Origin of the sequence: Echinicola pacifica DSM 19836, assembly GCF_000373245.1 — a bacterium.
GTDB classification, from domain to species: Bacteria; Bacteroidota; Bacteroidia; order Cytophagales; family Cyclobacteriaceae; genus Echinicola; species Echinicola pacifica.
Genome location: NZ_KB890738.1, coordinates 263,593 through 283,036, shown reverse-complemented (window position 1 = coordinate 283,036; position 19,444 = coordinate 263,593). Strand labels below are relative to the sequence as shown.

15 protein-coding genes and 1 tRNA gene are annotated in these 19,444 nt (G+C 43.4%); 4 read left to right on the top strand and 12 right to left on the bottom strand.

All coding sequences use genetic code 11. The features are described from left to right. Positions 1–194: 194 nt before the first annotated feature. The 5 genes from B050_RS0101255 to B050_RS0101230 all read right to left on the bottom strand — a co-directional run bounded on the left by B050_RS0101255 (position 195) and on the right by B050_RS0101230 (position 6,513). On the bottom strand, positions 195–1,403 hold the full coding sequence (locus tag B050_RS0101255) for a glycoside hydrolase family 57 protein (protein ID WP_018472051.1): 1,209 nt from the start codon (positions 1,401–1,403) through the stop codon (positions 195–197). Beyond that, entirely contained in the window at positions 1,400–2,689 is a 1,290-nt protein-coding gene (locus B050_RS0101250) for a glycosyltransferase family 4 protein (RefSeq protein ID WP_018472050.1), read from the bottom strand. The genes B050_RS0101255 and B050_RS0101250 overlap by 4 nt, the downstream gene beginning before the upstream one ends. An 11-nt stretch (positions 2,690–2,700) precedes the next feature. Beyond that, a complete protein-coding gene (locus B050_RS0101245; protein WP_018472049.1) occupies positions 2,701–4,617 on the bottom strand; it encodes an amylo-alpha-1,6-glucosidase in 1,917 nt (638 codons plus the stop codon). Positions 4,618–5,008: 391 nt separating this feature from the next. After that, positions 5,009–5,084: transfer RNA gene (locus B050_RS0101235), tRNA-His, on the bottom strand. An 85-nt stretch (positions 5,085–5,169) separates the two neighbouring features. Next, positions 5,170–6,513 (bottom strand): dihydroorotase, encoded by a 1,344-nt coding sequence (locus B050_RS0101230; RefSeq protein WP_157492481.1) that lies wholly within the window; start codon positions 6,511–6,513, stop codon positions 5,170–5,172. Positions 6,514–6,586: 73 nt separating this feature from the next. Here B050_RS0101230 and B050_RS0101225 point away from each other — a divergent pair, with 73 nt between their 5' ends. Further along, on the top strand, positions 6,587–7,948 hold the full coding sequence (locus B050_RS0101225; RefSeq protein ID WP_018472046.1) for a DEAD/DEAH box helicase: 1,362 nt from the start codon (positions 6,587–6,589) through the stop codon (positions 7,946–7,948). 96 nt (positions 7,949–8,044) lie between these two features. Here B050_RS0101225 and B050_RS0101220 read toward each other — a convergent pair whose 3' ends face one another. The 5 genes from B050_RS0101220 to B050_RS0101195 all read right to left on the bottom strand — a co-directional run bounded on the left by B050_RS0101220 (position 8,045) and on the right by B050_RS0101195 (position 11,928). Continuing rightward, a complete protein-coding gene (locus B050_RS0101220) occupies positions 8,045–8,488 on the bottom strand; it encodes a hypothetical protein (protein WP_018472045.1) in 444 nt (147 codons plus the stop codon). A gap of 83 nt (positions 8,489–8,571) precedes the next feature. Then, positions 8,572–8,985 (bottom strand): DM13 domain-containing protein, encoded by a 414-nt coding sequence (locus B050_RS22780; protein WP_018472044.1) that lies wholly within the window; start codon positions 8,983–8,985, stop codon positions 8,572–8,574. A 12-nt stretch (positions 8,986–8,997) separates the two neighbouring features. Continuing rightward, positions 8,998–9,267, bottom strand: coding sequence for a GNAT family N-acetyltransferase (locus B050_RS0101210; protein WP_018472043.1), 270 nt, complete (start codon positions 9,265–9,267; stop codon positions 8,998–9,000). Continuing rightward, positions 9,264–9,743 (bottom strand): peroxiredoxin family protein, encoded by a 480-nt coding sequence (locus B050_RS0101205; RefSeq protein WP_018472042.1) that lies wholly within the window; start codon positions 9,741–9,743, stop codon positions 9,264–9,266. The genes B050_RS0101210 and B050_RS0101205 overlap by 4 nt, the downstream gene beginning before the upstream one ends. 688 nt (positions 9,744–10,431) lie before the next feature. Next, on the bottom strand, positions 10,432–11,928 hold the full coding sequence (locus tag B050_RS0101195) for a M28 family peptidase (protein WP_018472040.1): 1,497 nt from the start codon (positions 11,926–11,928) through the stop codon (positions 10,432–10,434). Between the two features lie 199 nt (positions 11,929–12,127). Here B050_RS0101195 and gcvP point away from each other — a divergent pair, with 199 nt between their 5' ends. Then, positions 12,128–15,025 (top strand): aminomethyl-transferring glycine dehydrogenase, encoded by a 2,898-nt coding sequence (gene gcvP, locus B050_RS0101190; protein ID WP_018472039.1) that lies wholly within the window; start codon positions 12,128–12,130, stop codon positions 15,023–15,025. 284 nt (positions 15,026–15,309) lie between these two features. Here gcvP and B050_RS0101185 read toward each other — a convergent pair whose 3' ends face one another. After that, positions 15,310–15,945 carry a GDSL-type esterase/lipase family protein gene (locus tag B050_RS0101185; protein ID WP_018472038.1) on the bottom strand — a complete coding sequence of 212 codons (636 nt, stop codon included), beginning with the start codon at positions 15,943–15,945 and terminating at the stop codon, positions 15,310–15,312. A gap of 94 nt (positions 15,946–16,039) precedes the next feature. On the opposite strand from B050_RS0101185, the gene B050_RS0101180 reads away from it, so the two are divergent. Further along, positions 16,040–16,888, top strand: a complete 849-nt coding sequence (locus B050_RS0101180; protein WP_157492480.1) for a hypothetical protein — start codon at positions 16,040–16,042, stop codon at positions 16,886–16,888. Between the two features lie 6 nt (positions 16,889–16,894). On the opposite strand, the gene B050_RS0101175 is transcribed toward B050_RS0101180, so the two are convergent. Then, positions 16,895–18,256, bottom strand: coding sequence for an acyl-CoA dehydrogenase family protein (locus tag B050_RS0101175; protein ID WP_018472036.1), 1,362 nt, complete (start codon positions 18,254–18,256; stop codon positions 16,895–16,897). A 539-nt stretch (positions 18,257–18,795) separates the two neighbouring features. Here B050_RS0101175 and B050_RS0101165 point away from each other — a divergent pair. Further along, positions 18,796–19,434, top strand: coding sequence for a class I SAM-dependent methyltransferase (locus tag B050_RS0101165; RefSeq protein ID WP_018472034.1), 639 nt, complete (start codon positions 18,796–18,798; stop codon positions 19,432–19,434). Positions 19,435–19,444 lie beyond the last annotated feature (10 nt).

Here is a 19,444-nt window from a genome sequence, read left to right as displayed (position 1 = left end):
AGTGTCAATAGCATTAGCTATCACCGTACAGGCTGCGGACAAAAATAATGGCGGCTATGGATCGATAAGCCATTTGGAATAAAAATTAATATCCTTCCGATAAGGTTTTTGGGCATTTCCGGAGGGCTAAAAAAAAACCTTAACCAGAGAAGGGATCTTCTTCGGTTAAGGTGTATTGATTTGGCTACCGCATCTTATTCAGATACGATATTTTTTTGCTCTTTTTTCAGACGTAGCATAAAGTCACTAAGCACATTCATATAGTTTATGAAGGCTTCATAGGGGCTTTCGTACGGGCTAAAATAAGCGTGGATATCTCCATCTGAGAAGAACTTAGTACACATATAATAGAAGTGATCACTAGTCTGCAAGTATTTCCAATCTTTTTGGATCTGAGGATCCTGGGATTGTCTTACCAAAGGCTCTAGCTCATAGAGGCGGTCAAAGGCTTCATCTTGGAGGTCATTGCCTAGCCAGGCAGTAAGATCCCTTTCTTCATCTGCCCATGAGATGGGTACTGGAACGTGGATTTTCCCTACAGGAGGTACTTCTGCCACTACCTGAGATGGGGTGGAGAAGGTGAAATTGGAATGATGGAATACGGCCTCAGGAAGGTGACGCATAAATTCAAATATTCCGCTTTCGGCCCACTGGTGCTCACCGAAGGTTTCATAATCCATAAATAGGTTTATTACCTCTTCTTCTTGAGGGATTTGATTGATCCAATCCACAAATTTATCTGTGGTCAGAGGCCAGTCAGCCCAGCCTTTTTCTCCGAACCTAAAGGCGATATCATCACTAAGACGGAAGTTTTTCAGCAATACCTTAAGTTTAGGTTCGATGGCGTTGCAGTACACATAGTTAGGGCTTTTCCAGCCTAGGATATGCTTGGCACCTTCCGTCAAAATCGCTTCATAGCCTAATTCGGAGACCATTTCTCCTATTTGATCAGAATAAATAAGCTCGGTATTACGGAATACTTTTGGCGTATAGCCATTAAATAGTTTCTTGATTTTTTCCTGCTGTGCACGGACCATATCATGAAACTCCTCCTTGCTTTTCAGGGCTGACAGGGCGTGTGCGTAAGTTTCATTTAGAAGTTCTGCATGGCCAGTGGCCACGAGCTTCTGGAAGCTCTCGAGGACATCGGGAGCATACTCCTCCATTTGGTCCATAAAAACCCCGGAGAGAGAAAAACTAACCTTAAAGTTACCCTGATATTTTTCGATAAGCTCCAGTAAAAGGGCATTCATCGGGAGATAGCATTTTTCGGCTACCTTTCTCATAATGCTCCTATTGGCAAAGTCATCCCAATAATGGTGGTCCTCGCCTATGTCAAAGAATCTATATGGTTTTAGTCTATAAGGTTGATGTACTTGGAAGTAAAAACAGATGGTTCTCATGGTTGTGTTACAGTTAAGGTTTTTTCGTAAAGGGCAAAGATTTTTTCAGCTACGTGTTCCCATTTCATTTTCTTGAGCTCCTCACTTCCGCATTGGCGAAACATGGTGGAAATGCCCTGATAATGCAACAGTGCAAAAATTGCGTCTGCCATAGCGTCAATATCCCAAAAATCTATTTTGATGGCATTGGTTAATACTTCAGATACACCGGATTGTTTGGAGATGATCACCGGGGTATTATGTCTCACGGCTTCCAGCGGTGAGATCCCAAAGGGCTCAGAGACAGAAGGCATGACATAGACGTCACTGATCGCAAACATCTGGTCCACATCGTCTCCTTTTAGGAAGCCGGTGAAGTGGAATTTGGTGGCAATGCGGAGTTCTGCCACTCGGTCAATCATCCTATTGAGCAAATCTCCAGAGCCCGCCATGACGAAGCGGACGTTATCATCTATTTTCAGCACTTTATTAGCGGCTTCTATAAAATACTCCGGTCCTTTTTGGAAGGTGATTCTTCCTAAGAAAGTAACGATCTTCTCAGGTACCTTCTTCGTGGCAATGCTGGAGATGATGCTAGTATCCAGCACGGCATTATGAATCACCGTCACCTTCTCCTCAGGAATACCGTATCGCGCGACAATGGTCTTTTTGGTCAGGTGGCTCACGGCGATGATATGGTCCGCCTCTTCCATTCCTGATCGTTCGATATCATATACTCTTTGATTGACACTTTCTCCAGAGCGATCAAATTCCGTGGCATGCACATGTACCACCAGTGGTTTTCCACTGAGGCGCTTCGCTGCAATTCCCGCTGGGAAGGACAACCAGTCATGGGCATGTATGATGTCGTGCTCCTTGTTTTTAGCGATTTGTCCCGCAACTAAAGCATAGCGGGAAACTTCCATGATAAGGTCTTTACCATACTTTCCACTGAAGGAAAACTTATTGGCGAAGATGCTTTCATCTACATCCGTACCGTCGTGCAGTGATTTATCTGTGAACTTCGAAAATTCCTCTGGCCCCAGGTAGGGAACGAGGAAGGAGCTTATTTCCAGATAAGTCAGGTTTTTCCATATTTCTTTAAACCGCTTTTCGCGGTAATCTATTTCTATATCACTGGCATTAACAAAATCCGCCAATGGGTCTTCATCGCCCCAGAGTTTTGGAACCACAAAAATAACTTCATGATCATAATGCGACATCCCTTTCAACAGGCCATAACAAGCCGTGCCTAATCCACCAGAGATATGAGGTGGAAATTCCCATCCAAACATTAATACCTTCATAAAAAGTAAATTTAATAGTGATTGACTAATTCCTTAATGCGAAGCAATTCCGCAATACTCCAAGCTTGTGAAATGGCCCCTTTGGGACGGTGTGGCGGATCCCCATCGTAGATTTCTGCGATGGTTCCAACGCCATATTGAGCCATGGTATCGTCAAATCCCTTGATCAACTTTTCGATCATGTTCTTGCCGCTTTTCCCATGGATCTTAAGATATCCTTCTACAAAGTGACCCAGCAGCCATGGCCAGACCGTTCCTTGATGATAGGCATTGTCGCGTTGGTATTGATTTCCTTGATAATAGCCCTTGTATGCAGCGTTGCTCGGGGCAAGTGTGCGTAATCCTCGGGTGGTAAGCAGGTTTGTCTTTACAACTTCTAAGACTGCCGCTTTTTGATTTTCGTTGAGGGGGCTGTAGGGGAGTGAGGTGGCAAATACCATATTCGGACGAATCGACCAGTCCTTGTGCCTGTCGTTTACTACGTCTGCGAGGTATTTTTTATCATTTGACCAAAAGTTTTCTACAAAAGCATGTTTGACCTTTTCGGCCAGCTCTTTGGCAAAAGACTCTTCTGTGAGCTCATAAAAATAACATAGCGCATTATACCAAAGTGCGTTGATTTCTACTGGACACCCGATACGTGGAGTGACAGGACCGTCTGTGGTCACTGCATCCATCCAGGTCAATGCGATGCCGTCCTGCCCGCCATATAGGAGCCCATTGTCCAATACCTTAATATTAAATTCAGTTCCAGCAAGCAAGCCTTCTATTATGCCTCGTAGTTTTGGAAGGTATTGCTCAGTGATAGTTTTACGGTCACCAGTGTATTTGTCATATTGCTGCCAGGCCCAGAAATACCAGAGTGGAGCATCCAGGGTATTCATATTGGTGGCAACACCGCTTCCTACATTAGGAAATAGTGCTCCCCGTATGTCCTTAGACATAGTATTCATGACTTCTAGGAAGGTGTCATTATTGCCTTGGGTCAAGGTCAGGCCAGGTAAGGCGATAAAAGTATCCCTTCCCCACCATCCAAACCATGGGAATCCCGCAATGACTCGGGTTTCATCTCCTCGCTTGCTGATAAATTGCCCCGCAGAGTTTTTAAGGCAGTTTTCAAAATTATCTCTAGGCGTTCGGCGCTTGAGCTCCCGGTCAAAAGCCTTCTCAAGTGAAGAAGCCGTGGCTTCCTCAAGTCCTGCCGAAAAGATAATGGATTCTCCTTTTTCGATCTCCACCTCGAAGTAGCCTGGTACGTATAAGTCTTCCAGGTATTCATAGCCTCGCTCCTTTTCCCGGATATACTCTATATTATAGTACCAGTCGGGAGCAGGGACAAACTCATTCTTCTTGGATAGTTGAAGGGAGAGTGGGGAATAAGCGTCATAAAGTTTGAATTGCACGCCTTGTTCTACGGGGAGGTATCTTTTATTGACGTAGGTATTGGCTTTTGAGAGATCATGATAGCCTCGAAAGGCCAAAAATGGACTCAGTCGTAGCTTGGTAGGAGAGTGAGCATCGACCAACGTGTACTTTATCATCATCCTATCAGCGGTAGTATCCAAGATTATTTCTTTTTGAAGCACTACACCGCCGACGCGGTACATGAGGTTAGGAATGGGTTCGGAGCTATAATCTTCCAAATATTTATGCCCTCTGGGGGAATAATTGCCAGGATATTTACAAATGCCAAGGTTAAAGCTTGCACCTCTCTGGATCACCGTCTCATGGATGGTGGACAAGAGTACATGCAGCTGAGAATCGATTTGTGGCTGAGGAGCCACTAACAATCCATGGTATTTTCGGGTATTACATCCTATGATGGTAGTGCTGGTGTAGCATCCGGACCGGTTGGAGCGAATAGTTTCTTTTTCCAGTGAATAATTTAGGTTGATTAACTCCGTCTTATCAAAGTGGATGTAGCTCATGGAATATTGTGGTTTAAAAGTATTTTTACGAGACTTATAAAAATACCCCAATACTCCGAAAAGAAAAACTGTTTGTAAAAAAATAAAGGTCACTAAATTATGACCTTTTTACCATTAATATGAATTTTGGACTATTATCGAGTAAGAGTTTTAATATTTTCCTTTTGAACCTCCTCAAAATTCCTAAGTGACTCCTCGAATTTCGCCATGTACAGCTGAATGTCTTTCAAATTTACTGTCTTTGTCTTGGGGATGCTTGCCCGTTGTTTGAATAATGTAAACATTGCTACAATATTTTTGATGATAGAATCTTTCTGACAAATAATGTGCCGTTTTATAAACTTGGTATTGATGAAAAAATAAAAGCCCCTCAAAAATTGAGGGGCTTAGGGGGTGGAAGATCGGGTTCGAACCGACGACCTCTGGATCCACAAACCAGCGCTCTAACCAACTGAGCTACAACCACCATTTATCTATATTTAATCAGGTCTTATCCCTGATTGGATTGCAAATGTAATACACTGATTTTTTATATACAATACTTTGATCTAATTATTTTCTGGAAAATTTAAGTCTCTGCCCCTTTTGGGATTCGTCAAACTTACCATTTTCGTACACCAAGTGTCCGGAAACAATTGTATGGCTCACTTTTGACTGGAAGGTCTGCCCTTCAAATGGCGACCAGCCGCATTTAGAAAGTACATTCTCCCGGCTTACTTCCCATGGATCATCCAAATCTACCAGTACCAAATCTGCATGATATCCCGGGCGAATAAAGCCCCTCTTGTCGATTTCAAATAAGATAGCCACGTTATGACAGGCTTTTTCAACGATCTGCTCCAAGGTGATTTTGCCTTGATGGTACATCTCCAATAAGGCCACCAAACTATGCTGAACCAAAGGTCCGCCAGAGGGAGCTTGGGTATAAGGCTTGCTCTTTTCTTCCAAGGTGTGCGGAGCATGGTCGGTGGCGATCACATCTATATTCCCGTCTAGGACTCCCTGAAGGATGGCATCACGGTCATCAGCCGTTTTTACCGCAGGATTCCATTTGATCAAAGTTCCCTTATCCTCATAATCCTCCTCAGAAAACCATAGATGATGGACACAGGCCTCAGCTGTGATTCTTTTTTCTTCAAGTGGCAAGGTGTTGTCAAACAGCGATACTTCCTTCGCAGTGCTGATATGAAGGATGTGAAGCTTAGTACCATGCTTCCTCGCGAGGTCCACCACCCGCTTGGAGGCATCATAGCATGCCTCTGCCGAACGGATTTTTGGATGGAATTTTACCGGAATATCATCGCCGTATTCCTTATAGTATTTGTCAAAATTGGTCTTGATGATGCTGTCATTCTCACTATGAGTGGCGATCAGCATATGGCACTTCTCGAATATCCCTTCCAGCGTAGCTGGGTTATCCACTAACATATTGCCTGTGGAGGAGCCCTGAAAAACCTTGATCCCACAAATTGTTGAGGGGTCAGCCTTGAGCAATTCTTCCAAGTTGTCATTGGTCGCTCCCAGGTAAAAGGAGTAGTTGGCTAGGGATTTTTCGGAAGCGATCTTGTACTTGTCTTCTAGCAATTCTAAGGTCGTCGCCTGTGGTACAGTATTAGGCATTTCCATAAATGTGGTCACCCCACCTGCAACAGCCGCTTTTGCCTCTGTATAGATTTCGGCTTTATGCGTAAGACCCGGCTCCCGAAAGTGTACCTGGTCATCGATCAAGCCCGGGAATAGGTATTTTCCCTTTGCCTCAATGGTCAAATCAGCCTCGAAGTTTTTGAGATCAGCCCCAGCGGAAAAAATCATCCCGTCCTGTATATAGACATCGCCTCGGGTAATCTTGCCTTCATTTACTATATTTGCATCTGTGATCAAAATACGCTTCGTCATAACTTTCATTTATTGGAGTTTGAAGGAGTCTTGAGTTCCTTAAAATTGTATTAGAAGCTAAAAATAATAAATCATGTCCGATAGCCCGCAGACTTTCGAGAATTTTAAATTGAACAAACAACTGTTGGAAGCAGTAAAAGAGGCGGGATATACCAAGCCTACTCCGATTCAGGAGAAAACAATTCCCATGGCTTTGGCAGGGCATGATATCCTTGGCATCGCGCAGACCGGTACAGGTAAAACCGCGGCCTTTGTGCTTCCCTTATTGATGAAGGTCAAATATGCACAAGGAGATCATCCTCGTGCGCTTATCCTGGCCCCCACCAGAGAGCTTGTGATTCAAATTGAACAAGCCATAATAGAGTTAGGTAAACATACTGATCTCCGCTATGTAGCTCTTTATGGAGGGTTAGGCCCAAAGACGCAAATTGAGATCATCCAAGAAGGCGTTGATATAATCGTCTCCACTCCTGGTAGATTTTTGGAGATTTATAGTAAAGGCGAGATCTTCGTTCGTAATATTAAGACCATGATCTTGGATGAGGCAGATAAGATGATGGATATGGGCTTCATGCCTCAGATCCGCTCGATCTTAGAGGTGATTCCTGTCAAGCGTCAGAATATGCTTTTCTCAGCCACCTTCTCGGATCGAGTGGAGAAAATCTCTCAGGAGTTTTTGGAATTCCCTGAGCGTATAGAGATTGCATTGCAGGCCACCACCGCCGATACCGTAAGCCAAACCAAGTATTACGTTCCGAATATAAAAACTAAGATTAACCTGCTGGATTATTTGTTACAGAATGAATCCATCAATAGGGTCATCGTATTTACCAAATCTCGGAAAACAGCTGAGAAAGTCTTCCTCTACTTAGAGCGGAGGAAGCATGGGGAAATACGGGTGATTCATGCTAATAAAGGGCAGAATACCAGGATTAATTCCGTGGATGACTTTAAGAGTGGGGAGGTTCGGATCCTTGTGGCCACCGATGTGGCCTCTCGAGGACTGGACATCAGTATGGTCAGTCATGTGGTGAATTTTGATGTGCCTCTTATTTATGAAGATTATGTGCACCGTGTGGGACGTACCGGAAGGGCGGAACATGAAGGTAAAGCCATTACTTTCATAAACCCGGCGGAGGTATATCACTTCGAGAAGATTCAGGAAATCATTCGGATGGAGGTTCCTGAGGCTTTTATCCCTAAGGAAGTGGATATTACCGAAACCCCATTTGCTGAGAAGCAAGGCTATGAGCGAGAGATAGATGGTCAAAAACGTAAAAATGACCCCGATTATAAGGGGGCTTTTCACGATAAAAAAGAGCGGAAAAATAAAAACCCTCACTTTAATCCTGAGAAGAAAAAAGTGCGTGGAAATAAAAATAGCAAAGCCAAAAAGAACAGGAATCAGCTCAAGAAAAAAGGAGGAAAACGATAAATTCCTTTTTGCTATCCTTAATACTCATTAAAAGCCAGCTATAGCCCCTTATTACCCTGGGGCTATAGCTGGTTTACTTTTATATATTTTGCAGGGCTAGTAGATGTCCGAAATAGTAAAGTCCCGTCCGTTAAAACTAAAACGATCTCCTTTTTTCTTTCCCTCTAATAGTTTATAAATCGGTGCATCCGTGGAGATGGGAAGATAATGATGCCCTCCCAAAATGAAACTTGGCTTAGCTACCGCCACCACCATCCGGCGATCATTCAGGCAAATCACTGCCCCAGGCTCCACCACGGTACTCGCTGTGAAGGGGATATTTTCCAATGTTTTTAGATGCGCTTCATGTTCGTGAATCTGATGATCTAGGCTGTTAGCGAGGCCTTCGCTTTCTTTATAATGAGAGCGATCATCAAAATCGATTACATCATCACGCTTCAATTGGTTTTGACTTAGAAAGTCCTCATGAGTCATGGAGGCATGATCCAAATTATTCTTTTCGAGCTCGATCAGTGCTTTTTTAATTTCTATTTTGTCCATAGGGATAGTTGTTTTTCTTTTGATTAATACAGCGCCTTTCTGTCCACATTATAGTGAAAAAGGCGTTTGGATATAGGAGGTATTTATTCCTCCATGAGATGGTCTGGCAGGCTTACCCCTCCCCAAACCACGCTATAGGCTTCGCAGTGGATGAGCAAGCTTTTATATTGCCCCATATTGATGGAATCGGGTAATGCATAGCTTTGAGCTCCTTTATTGGATCGAAGTCGAGCGATCACCAGACCGTCTTGGGTGACATCATCTCTATTGGCGATTTTATGCAAGGGGACTTTGCTAAGCACGAGCTTTAGATCCGGGCCATTAGAAGTGGTGAAATCCTCATGAAAATTAAGCTGAAGACCATTATCAGTCATTTCAAAGCTACAGGTGCCAAATACCTTATAAGTTCTGGCCTCCCAAGTTAGTTTGGAGCTAGTTTGAGTTTGATTCATGAATTGGGCAGATAATAGGATGAGAAATAGTACGATGATTTTCATCTTTTCAGGGGTTTAGGATTGCTTGTTTTGTTGGCTTAATCGGTACTTTATATAGGAACACTGGGCCTCGTAGCTGTACCCTAGCTGCTGAATCGCCGCTATGGTCTCATCCACTAGGATTTTGCCGATCCCCTGATGCCTGAGAGATGGAGGGATTTCGGAATGATTGAGAAGAAGCGTTTTTCCCTTTTTATTATACTCGATTTTACCAGAGAACACCGTATTGATTTCTAGAATAAATAGGGAATGATTAGGTTCATGGATGAGTTCTATGTTTTTCATGACTTTCTAGATTTAAGGAAGATCAAAGCTGCATCGATATTGATATGGAAATCGGAGAATAGCACTTTGTTATTTTCATCGATAAATAGGAACCAAGGGGTTCCTCTGGTTTTATAATCCTGCATGAGGGTGGATAATTCATGACCGGAAGCGGTACCCTCATCTTGCCCGAAGGGAATGGGTAATTTATATTTCAGCTGATTTTCGCGAAGCTTATCGAAGCTATTCACCTTATGACCCTCAAAAACCGTTTGGATGGCGAAGAACATAAATTTCTGATCATTCTTAAAGGTATCATATAGCTTCTGGAGGTTTGGGAATCCCGCACTGTGGCAGCCAGGACACCAATGCTGGAAGCAGAAAATTATTTTGAAATGGGATTCATAATCCGCAAGTCGGTATTCCTCGTGCTTATTTCCATCAGGACCAATCCAATTCACGATTCGAAATTCAGTAGCACTTATTGATGCTGACATAGGCTTTGTTAGTTGTACAGTTAGGTTTTTAATTAAATGCATGGTCCTTTTTGCTTGTAGGATGCATTTTGGCCAATGGGAAAGGAGATGTGAATGATTTCTTGATATAGGATCCCCAGGCCTTTTTTATGCGGCCCTAATTGGAATGAGATTTCAATTTTTAATCCTGAAAAACCAAGCTCCAAATGAGGGTTTTATTGGCGTAATTAAACGATTGTTAGGTAGTTAGGTATGAAAATTAAGCAATTACCATGGGCTAAAAAATTTATCATATACTCACATATACGCAAAAAAAAATGGCTGCAAAATGGCTCCACGCTAAAATTCCCAAAATGCCCTAATACTATGGGGAATGGCCGATTTTTATGATTAAAATAATTTTCTAGCTTTTAGCTCCTCCGAGTGCCAGATTTCGGGATTCTTATTAAGAAATCTAAAAGAAGAAAACCGGCAACCCTATCTTCTTAATTTCTCACTTTATAATAAACAGTGATGGTAACATCATTTTATAAGCTGATCATGTGTTATAAGAAATCTTTGTGGGCAATAAAAATGTGGGGCTCTCTTCAGTCGATTGCGATTAAAGCAGGCCTGGTGGTAAATAAAAAAACCGCAGAATCGACAGATCTGCGGTTTTTTTACTTTCGGGGTCAGGCTTTTAATTTTCGGCCTACCTCCTCAGGATACTTTATCTTTCGCCACGGTCGTTGCTGCCGTCCACAGGGGTTCTTTTTTCTCTATTAGCGAGGTCCCATGCGGTGTAGAATATCAATTTGGCTCTTTTGGCCATTAATTCAAACTCGATTTTGTCCACAGTGTCCGTTGGCTGATGGTAATCATCATGTACTCCATTGAAGAAGAAGGCCACAGGGATATTGTGTTTAGCGAAGTTGTAATGGTCAGAACGATAGTAGAACCTGTTCGGATCATCCTCAGCATCATATCTATAATCCAGGATAAGGTCGGTATGCGTGATATTGTTGTATTCAATGATTGTCTTAAGCTGGGTAGCCAACATATCTGAGCCGATCACATAAACATAGTCTTGGTTTTCAGCTTCTTGGTATTCGTAATCTATTCTTCCCACCATATCAATATTGATATTGTTGACGGTATTCTCCAGAGGGAAAATAGGGTGGTCCGTATAGTATTCAGAGCCCAACAGGCCTTTTTCTTCGCCTGTTACATTCAGGAAAAGTACAGATCTTCTTGGGCTATTACCTTCTTTGGCGGCGGTGGCAAATGCCTGTGCGATTTCCATTACAGATACCGTACCTGATCCATCATCATCTGCGCCATTATTTATCTCTCCTTTACTATTGATGCCGATATGGTCATAGTGAGAGGAAACCACGAGGATTTCGTCTTTCTTGTCCGTACCAGGCAGGAATCCCATGACGTTTTCAGTAGGGACTTCCTCTAATTCCTTCTCGATTTTATAGCGTACTTTTTGGGTAGCGACAGACTCAGGAGAGGTTTTGGCGGCTTCTTTCAGCTCCTCTACGGATTTGCCAAATAAGCTGGCCATCTTATCAGAGCTCACTAGGAATACCGGCTTTTGCTCGGTTGGTTTTTCGAATCCCAGACGGCCTTTACCACTTAGGGATTTGTATCGGTTTGCTAGACGGTCAAAGTTCGCTTGACCTTCCATGGTCACCACGATGATCCCTTCGGCACCCGCTTCCCAGATTTTATCCATTAAGCTTCCAGCCTGCTGACCGATTGCCCAAAGGCCCACAAATTTACCTTTGACATCTATTTTCTCAAGATTTTCCTCGTTGGCCAGGCCTAGGAAGATTAATTCAGATTTTGATCGCTTGATATTTCCGTCTCCGACGAAAACAAAATCTTCATTATTAACAAGTTTGTCCTTGCCCACGCGCAGTTCTATATCGCCATAGGACACACTTACCAAAGAGAAAGGTTGTGTGTATTGGCCGTCCACAGGTCCTTCTAGACCTATTTCCTTATAGAAATTTACAAGGTATTCTGCTGCCATTTTCTGGCCTTTTTCTCCTGTTTCCCGTCCTTCGAGCTCGTCAGAAGCTAGGTAAGTGAGGTATTCTTTTAGGTCAGTGTCGGTGATGGTGCCAGCATATTTTTCAGCAACTGGCATTTGCTGTGCTGTGGCTTGCCAGGATAAAATCAGTCCGATGGCAGTTGCCAAAATAGGGTTTCTCTTCATGCCTATATTTGAGTTATAAATCAATTTTGGCCTTAAAGCTAGACATTATTTTGTAAAAGAGTAAAACCAATGGTCAAATAGGCTAGTTATTCCGTATAAATATTGAAAAAGAAAATCATTATCGGTCAATAATTTATACCTTTGCAGCACTGTACAAAACAAGGATTACCACCCAAGTATACTACGTATTATCTGGAATATGAAAATTGATTTGACCCCCTCCGTAAGGTTTGAAGATCGACACAATGGCCCTTCAGGTCAAAATGTCAAAGAGATGCTCGCCAAAATTGGTGCCTCTTCTTTAGATGAGTTAATCGATCAAACCATCCCCAAGGCTATTCAGCTGGAAGCGCCTTTAAATCTGCCTTCGGCTAAATCTGAAATGGTCTTCCTGCGGGATTTCCGTCAGCTAGCAGCAAAAAACAAAATTTATAAATCTTTTATCGGTCTGGGGTACTATGATACCATCACTCCAGGGGTGATCCTGAGAAATGTCATGGAAAACCCTGGCTGGTACACTGCTTATACTCCCTATCAGGCAGAAATCGCCCAAGGGCGACTAGAGGCTCTGGTGAATTACCAGACCATGATCATGGATCTTACCGGTATGGAGATGGCAAACGCCTCTCTCTTGGATGAAGGTACTGCGGCTGCTGAGGCAATGAATATGCTCTTCGCTACTCGGCCAAAAAACAAAAAGAAGGCCGCTAAGTTTTTTGTGGATGAGAAAGTATTCCTCCAAACTAAAGAAATACTAAAAACCCGTGCTTTGCCGGTTGGCATTGAGCTAGTAGAAGGTGCTCTCGCTGATTTGGATCTTACCGATCCGGCACTGTATGGGGTGATGCTTCAATATCCTAATGCAGACGGAGAAGCGATAAACTATAAGGAGCTGGTAAGTGCCGCGAAGGAAAATGAGGTTTATACTGCCTTTGCTGCCGATTTACTTTCTCTGACACTGCTCACCCCTCCTGGTGAGATGGGGGCGGATGTGGTCGTAGGTACCACACAGAGATTTGGCGTCCCAATGGGCTTTGGCGGTCCTCATGCCGCTTATTTTGCTACCCAGGAGGCTTTCAAACGCCAGGTGCCAGGAAGAATAATAGGGATCTCAGTGGACCGGGATGGCAATAAAGCCTACCGAATGGCCCTGCAGACCCGAGAGCAACATATCAAAAGAGAACGTGCTACCTCTAATATCTGTACCGCTCAGGTGCTGCTGGCAGTGATGGCCGGGATGTATGCCGTATATCATGGCCCTAAAGGCCTAAAGGATATCGCTGCAAAAATCCATGGCTTGGCCAAGCTTACCGCTCAAGGATTAGAGAAATTAGGATTTGCCCAAGAAAATAAAGATTACTTTGATACCATTAAGATCAAAGCGGACGATGTCCAGCAATCCAAAATTCAGGCTTTTGCCGTATCCAGAGAAATGAACTTCCGCTATGAGGAAGGCTATGTTTATCTGGCCTTTGATGAAGCCAAAACGGTGGAGGATGTTCAAGAAATCATTGAAGTATTTGCCAAAACTACTCATCATGCCGCAGACCTCGTGGACCTGAAGCCCCTTATGGAGCAGCTGGATTTCGTGGTTTCTGAAGGCTTGGAGAGAAGCAGCGCTTATATGGAGCATATGATTTTCAATGCCTTCCACTCAGAGCATGAGATGCTTCGATATATCAAAAGACTAGAGAATAGGGATCTTTCCCTAGTGCATTCCATGATCTCTCTTGGTTCTTGTACCATGAAACTGAATGCTACCGCCGAGATGATCCCTGTTACCTGGCCAGAATTTGGTCAATTGCACCCTTTCGTGCCTCAGGATCAAGCGGCGGGATATTACGAGCTCTTCCAGGACCTTAGAAACTGGCTTTCTGAGATTACTGGTTTTGCAGAAACTTCCTTGCAGCCCAACTCCGGTGCACAAGGTGAATATGCTGGACTGATGGTCATCAAAGCCTATCACGAAAGTCGTGGCGAAAACCATAGAAATATCGCCTTGATCCCTTCTTCTGCTCACGGTACCAATCCTGCCTCTGCTGTCATGGCAGGGATGAAAGTGGTGATCGTGAAATGTGATGAAAGAGGCAATATCGACATGGAGGACCTGAAGCTTAAAGCCGAAAAACATAAGGAAGAGCTGTCTTCCTTCCTAGTGACTTACCCTTCTACGCATGGGGTTTTTGAGGAGGCTATCCGTGAAATGTGCCAGATAATCCACGAAAATGGTGGTCAGGTATATATGGACGGTGCCAATATGAACGCCCAGGTAGGATTGACCAGCCCAGGAGTAATTGGTGCTGATGTCTGTCACCTAAACTTGCATAAGACCTTCTGCATCCCACATGGTGGCGGTGGACCAGGTATGGGGCCGATCTGTGTAGCTAAGCACTTAGCACCCTTCTTGCCAGGCAACCCTATCGTCAAAACAGGCGGACAAACCCCTATTTCGGCAATTTCTGCTGCTCCATTCGGTAGCGCCAGCATCCTGCCAATTTCCTATGCCTATATCGCCATGATGGGCAGAGATGGCCTGAAGAATGCCACTCAAATGGCCATTCTAAATGCCAACTATATCAAAGCCCGTTTGGAAGAGTACTTCCCAATATTATATACCGGCACCCAAGGTCGTGCAGCGCATGAGATGATCGTTGATTTCCGCGCTTTCAAAGCCGTGGAAATTGAAGTGGAAGATATCGCTAAGCGTCTTATTGACTATGGTTTCCATTCTCCTACCGTTTCTTTCCCAGTGGCTGGTACCCTGATGATCGAGCCTACGGAGTCAGAAACCAAGGCCGAGCTGGATCGATTCTGCGATGCCCTCATTTCCATCAGAGCTGAGATCAAAGAAATCGAAGATGGCAAAGCTGATCCGGAAAATAACGTTCTCAAAAACGCTCCGCATACCGCTAATATGGTGATGCAGGATGAGTGGGACTTCCCTTATTCTAGAGAAAAGGCAATTTATCCGCTTGACTACGTCCGCAATAGCAAATTCTGGCCTACTGTAAGGAGAATAGACTCCGCTTATGGTGACCGAAACCTAGTGTGTAGCTGTATCCCTACCGAGGAATACGAAGATGAAGTAGCGTCTTAAGAAGTGTAAATACTGAAAATAATAAAAAGCTGTGAGCCTGGTGTTCACAGCTTTTTTAGGTTAAAGGGATTTTATCACTATAAATAAAAATAGGCTCCTCTAATGGAGGAGCCCAAATAATGTTGGTGATTTATAAGCTAGGAAATCTATACTCGTGGCAAAAGCCTAAAATACTAATTAATAGACCGTCTATAATTGAATCCATTGCGAGGTCTTTCGTTCTTGAATAGTATCGCCTCTTAGAGCCAATGCACTTTAGGAGGGCTGATGTACAAGATATATTCTTATTTTATCTTCTTAGCGACCACCTTAGCGATCAGTCGGTTTCCATCCGTATTGGGATGAACGCCATCTGCAAACCAGTCCGAATGTTTCTTAAAAGGTTTGTAGAGGTTTATCATTTTTGAATTGGTGGCTTTAGCGATTTCTTTGAGCATTGGCATCATCTCATCTACCATGACGCTTTCGGTGATGCCAAAATTATCCTTGAAGACCGGCACCGGAATACATACATATACTTCTCCTTCTTCTGGCATATGTCCTTTGAAGGCATTGATCATATCGATATAGTCCTGCACAAAGTCCTCTTTATGCTTCCAGTTTTGTGGTTTGGAGTCATTTGTGCCTAATTTGATGACTACTATATCCGGCTGGAAATCCTGCACCTCCAGGAACTGAGGTTCTTCCCAATAAGGGTGATCTCCTTTTCGTAATAATGTTCTGCCACTAACACCAAAATTTTTGACCTCGTAAGCGTCTCCTAAAACCTCCTGCATTAATAATGGCCAGCTGTTTGGATTATCTCTTCCCGGGCCTTGGGTGATGCTATTGCCAACACAGGCCACCTTGGTCTGCGCTAAACTCACGAAGCTAAATAAACATAATAGGAGGGCTGTGGAACCAAAAAGTAATTTTTTCATAAATATCACGGTTATTTGTTAAGGCTGGTAAATTATTCCGCTTAAATATATGCAATCATTCGAAAACTCTCTTAGGTATTGTATATTTACTTTTGTGAAAAGCGAAAAACTAAATAGATACTACAACTATTTTCAATGGTTGTCACTTGATGTGGTATTGGGAGCTTGTGCGGGATTGTTTTTCTTTCAGCATTTGCTAGACCTGTCATTTACCCCTGTGGTATATATGCTGATGGCTTTGGCGGTATGGGGGATTTATACCTTTGATCATCTCATGGATGCCCGGAATATTACCGGCCCAGCAAGCTCTGCAAGGCATCTTTTCCATCAAGTGAATTTTAATAAGCTTTTAGTCTGGCTGGTATTAGTGATTATCACTGCACTGTTTTTGGCTTATGACTATATTAAATTTTCACGGTTAATGTCTTTTGGTGTGCTCTTGGGCACGGTGATCGTGGGAAATATTGTTTTCCTGAAGTTCTTTGGCAAGAAAGTAACCATTTTGAAGGAAATCACTACCGCAGCATTCTATACTGCTGGGATCACACTAGTGCCCATGGTCAGATTTGTCAATGAAGGTGTGCCTAGAGTGTTTTGGTATTTTGCCTTTGGGTATTTTTTGATGGCATGGTTTAATTTATTGCTATTGTCCTATGTAGATCATGAATGTGATCAAAGGGATCGCTTGGGATCCATTGTCAGCGTACTGGGTGCGCCGGTTATCCATAGCTTATTGAAGGGCTTGATGTGGGTGGAATTGGCCTATCTTTCTGGATTGTTTTTCGTATTAAATTCCTTTTATTATATCCACTTGATGATCTTACTGGTCATGTTTCTGGTGCATGTGTGGGCTTTCTTTCAACCGGCCGAGAGTCGAGAAAAAGTCAGGAGGCAGATAGACGCTGCATACCTCCTGCCATTTCTCTTATTTTTGGTGCATTAGTAAGTACTATACAAAGGCGCTATGTCCTGTGATCGCTCTTCCTACAATTAGTGAGTTGATCTCCTTGGTGCCTTCATAGGAATAGATAGCTTCGGCATCAGCTACAAATCTTGCAATATCATATTCAAGCAGAATGCCATTGCCTCCAAATAATTCTCGGGAATGATCCACAATGGTCCGCATTCTTAAGGTACAGAAAACCTTGGCCAGAGAGGCGTGTTCATCTTTTAGCTCTCCCGTATCCTGCATTTTCGATAGACGATATACCATGGTTTGCATGGCAGTAAGGTCTCCCAGCATTGTCACGAGTAGGTCCTGCACCAACTGGAATCCCGCGATAGGCCTTCCAAACTGCTCCCTCTCATTGGTGTATTTCAGAGCGGCCTCATATGCTCCGCGTCCACAGCCTACTGCCTGCCAGGCCACGCCTGCTCGGGTCATGCGGAGGATCTCAGAGGTGTCTTTAAAGGAATTGGCATTTTGCAGGCGATCACTTTCAGGCACTCGGCAGTCCTTCATCGTGATCAAGGCATTTTGAACAGTCCTCAAGGCCATTTTATTTTCAATTTTCTCTGCATGAAATCCAGGGTTGTCCTTTCGCACAATAAAACCTTTCACCTGTTGATCGTCCAAATCCCGCGCCCAGATGATGGTAATGTCTGAGAATGTGGCATTGCCAATCCATTTCTTTTGGCCATTGATGACCCATTCATCACCCTCCCTCTTGCAGGTGGTGGTAAGGCCTCCCGCTACCCCAGAGCCCACTTTAGGCTCAGTTAGCCCAAAGGCACCGATTACAGTCATCTTCTGCATTTTGGGGAGCCATTCCAGCTTTTGCTCTTCCGAACCACATACATAGATGGAGCCCATGGCCAGACCCGATTGCACCCCAAAGAAGGTGGACATCGAAGTATCGACCCTCGCCATCTCCATAGCCAAAAACCCTTCTAGCAAAGCTGAATGCCCCGGGCAGCCATAGCCCTTATAGGTAAGCCCTGCAATATTTAGCTCCGCCATCTTAGGAATAATATGCATAGGGAAATGCCCCTTATTCCAGTACTCATTGGCAATGGGCCTGATTTCCTTCTCCATAAATTCCCGCACCTTCAGCACTATCTCCTTTTCGTGGGGCTGCAAAGTGCTCTCTAAACTGTAAAAATCCCCATTTACCGCAGGCAACTCGCGCTTCTTGCCGCTGCCGCCTTTCATCATTTTCATCATCTTGGCAAGGTCGCCCTCACTCATTTGGGATACCACACCTACCATCTCATTGAGATCTACCTTCTGGGATAGCTCATTGAGCTTTGCAAAATCTATACTCTTGATCAGCGATTTTATATTGCTGAATGATTGCATTAAGTTTTTCATATATCTTGGGTTGTTATAAATTTCTTCTAATTCTCAGTGCCTAGTTTATATTACTATACACTGAGCAATACTATTTTTCGCCCTGATTATTTATGCCATTCAGAAATTAGGCCAAAAGGAATTGTTGAGGCTTTATATAGGTGATTTTCACTAAGTATAGTCATTTATTATTTGGTCAATACGAATACTCATCAAAACTCCAGCTTTCTTATTGCTTATATCACTAAGAAATATTATTGCTTTAAAGGCCTTGTTTCCTCTTGTTTTGACCAGGATCTTCAGTCGAACCAGGGTCACTAGGATATTAATGAAGGGGCAAAACTGGTATATTTTGCCCTGTAATATTGATTTTAAGATACAAAAATATTCCATATCATATTCTGCAAAAGTGAGGAGTATATGGAGAAACTTAAAAACTTCGGCAAAGAGGTTCTTTTATACCTATTTTCTGCGCATGGCTTATTTTATAAGATAAATTTCGCAGATTAGATGTTATTTTGAGATCAAAACTGGATTTTACCCCAAAAGAATCAAATTGAATGAAATTAAACCTATACGATAAGCTGGCTGGGATATACGATTCTCTGGCCTATATGGCGCTGGGAAGAGAGTTTTTTGCGAGTCATAGGGCATTTTTGGAGGAGGTAAATGAAGGGGATACCGTGCTATTTATAGGAGGCGGTTCCGGAGGTGTTTTGAAGGAAATCTCCGACAGAGCGGGTTCGGCTGGAAGGGTGTATTTTGTGGAAGCTTCCGCAAGGATGATCCAGATGGCCCAGGAGAAAATCAGCAAGTCCGGTGAAAATGCCCATAATAATGTGATTTTTTTGCACCAGGGAGATTTTGATGCGCTTCCCGAGGAGAGAGTGGACCTGGTGATTACTCAATACCTTTTGGATGTATTGGTGGATAAGGATATAGAAAAGCTGTTTCAGGCAATCGAACAAAGGGCCTCAGAGAATGTCAAATGGCTCGTGGCTGAATTTACCAATAAGGCCAGCAGAAAATGGATGACCCAATCGATGATTCTATTCTTCCGTTTATTTACTCAAAATCCGAGGAATAATTTACCTCAGGTGGAGGACTATTTTTTTGCCGAAGGCTATACCTTATTGCGTCAGCAGTCCTTTAAGAAGGGATGGATTAAAGCCTTATTGTACCAAAAGACAAATGCTTAACGCTCTATCC

What these genes read in the sequence shown, in the direction of transcription:
- B050_RS0101255 (WP_018472051.1), bottom strand. Translation starts at nt 1,403, where the DNA reads ATGAGAACCATCTGTTTTTACTTCCAAGTACATCAACCTTATAGACTA.
- B050_RS0101250 (WP_018472050.1), bottom strand. Translation starts at nt 2,689, where the DNA reads ATGAAGGTATTAATGTTTGGATGGGAATTTCCACCTCATATCTCTGGT.
- B050_RS0101245 (WP_018472049.1), bottom strand. Translation starts at nt 4,617, where the DNA reads ATGAGCTACATCCACTTTGATAAGACGGAGTTAATCAACCTAAATTAT.
- B050_RS0101230 (WP_157492481.1), bottom strand. Translation starts at nt 6,513, where the DNA reads ATGACGAAGCGTATTTTGATCACAGATGCAAATATAGTAAATGAAGGC.
- B050_RS0101225 (WP_018472046.1), top strand. Translation starts at nt 6,587, where the DNA reads ATGTCCGATAGCCCGCAGACTTTCGAGAATTTTAAATTGAACAAACAA.
- B050_RS0101220 (WP_018472045.1), bottom strand. Translation starts at nt 8,488, where the DNA reads ATGGACAAAATAGAAATTAAAAAAGCACTGATCGAGCTCGAAAAGAAT.
- B050_RS22780 (WP_018472044.1), bottom strand. Translation starts at nt 8,985, where the DNA reads ATGAAAATCATCGTACTATTTCTCATCCTATTATCTGCCCAATTCATG.
- B050_RS0101210 (WP_018472043.1), bottom strand. Translation starts at nt 9,267, where the DNA reads ATGAAAAACATAGAACTCATCCATGAACCTAATCATTCCCTATTTATT.
- B050_RS0101205 (WP_018472042.1), bottom strand. Translation starts at nt 9,743, where the DNA reads ATGTCAGCATCAATAAGTGCTACTGAATTTCGAATCGTGAATTGGATT.
- B050_RS0101195 (WP_018472040.1), bottom strand. Translation starts at nt 11,928, where the DNA reads ATGAAGAGAAACCCTATTTTGGCAACTGCCATCGGACTGATTTTATCC.
- gcvP (WP_018472039.1), top strand. Translation starts at nt 12,128, where the DNA reads ATGAAAATTGATTTGACCCCCTCCGTAAGGTTTGAAGATCGACACAAT.
- B050_RS0101185 (WP_018472038.1), bottom strand. Translation starts at nt 15,945, where the DNA reads ATGAAAAAATTACTTTTTGGTTCCACAGCCCTCCTATTATGTTTATTT.
- B050_RS0101175 (WP_018472036.1), bottom strand. Translation starts at nt 18,256, where the DNA reads ATGAAAAACTTAATGCAATCATTCAGCAATATAAAATCGCTGATCAAG.
- B050_RS0101165 (WP_018472034.1), top strand. Translation starts at nt 18,796, where the DNA reads ATGAAATTAAACCTATACGATAAGCTGGCTGGGATATACGATTCTCTG.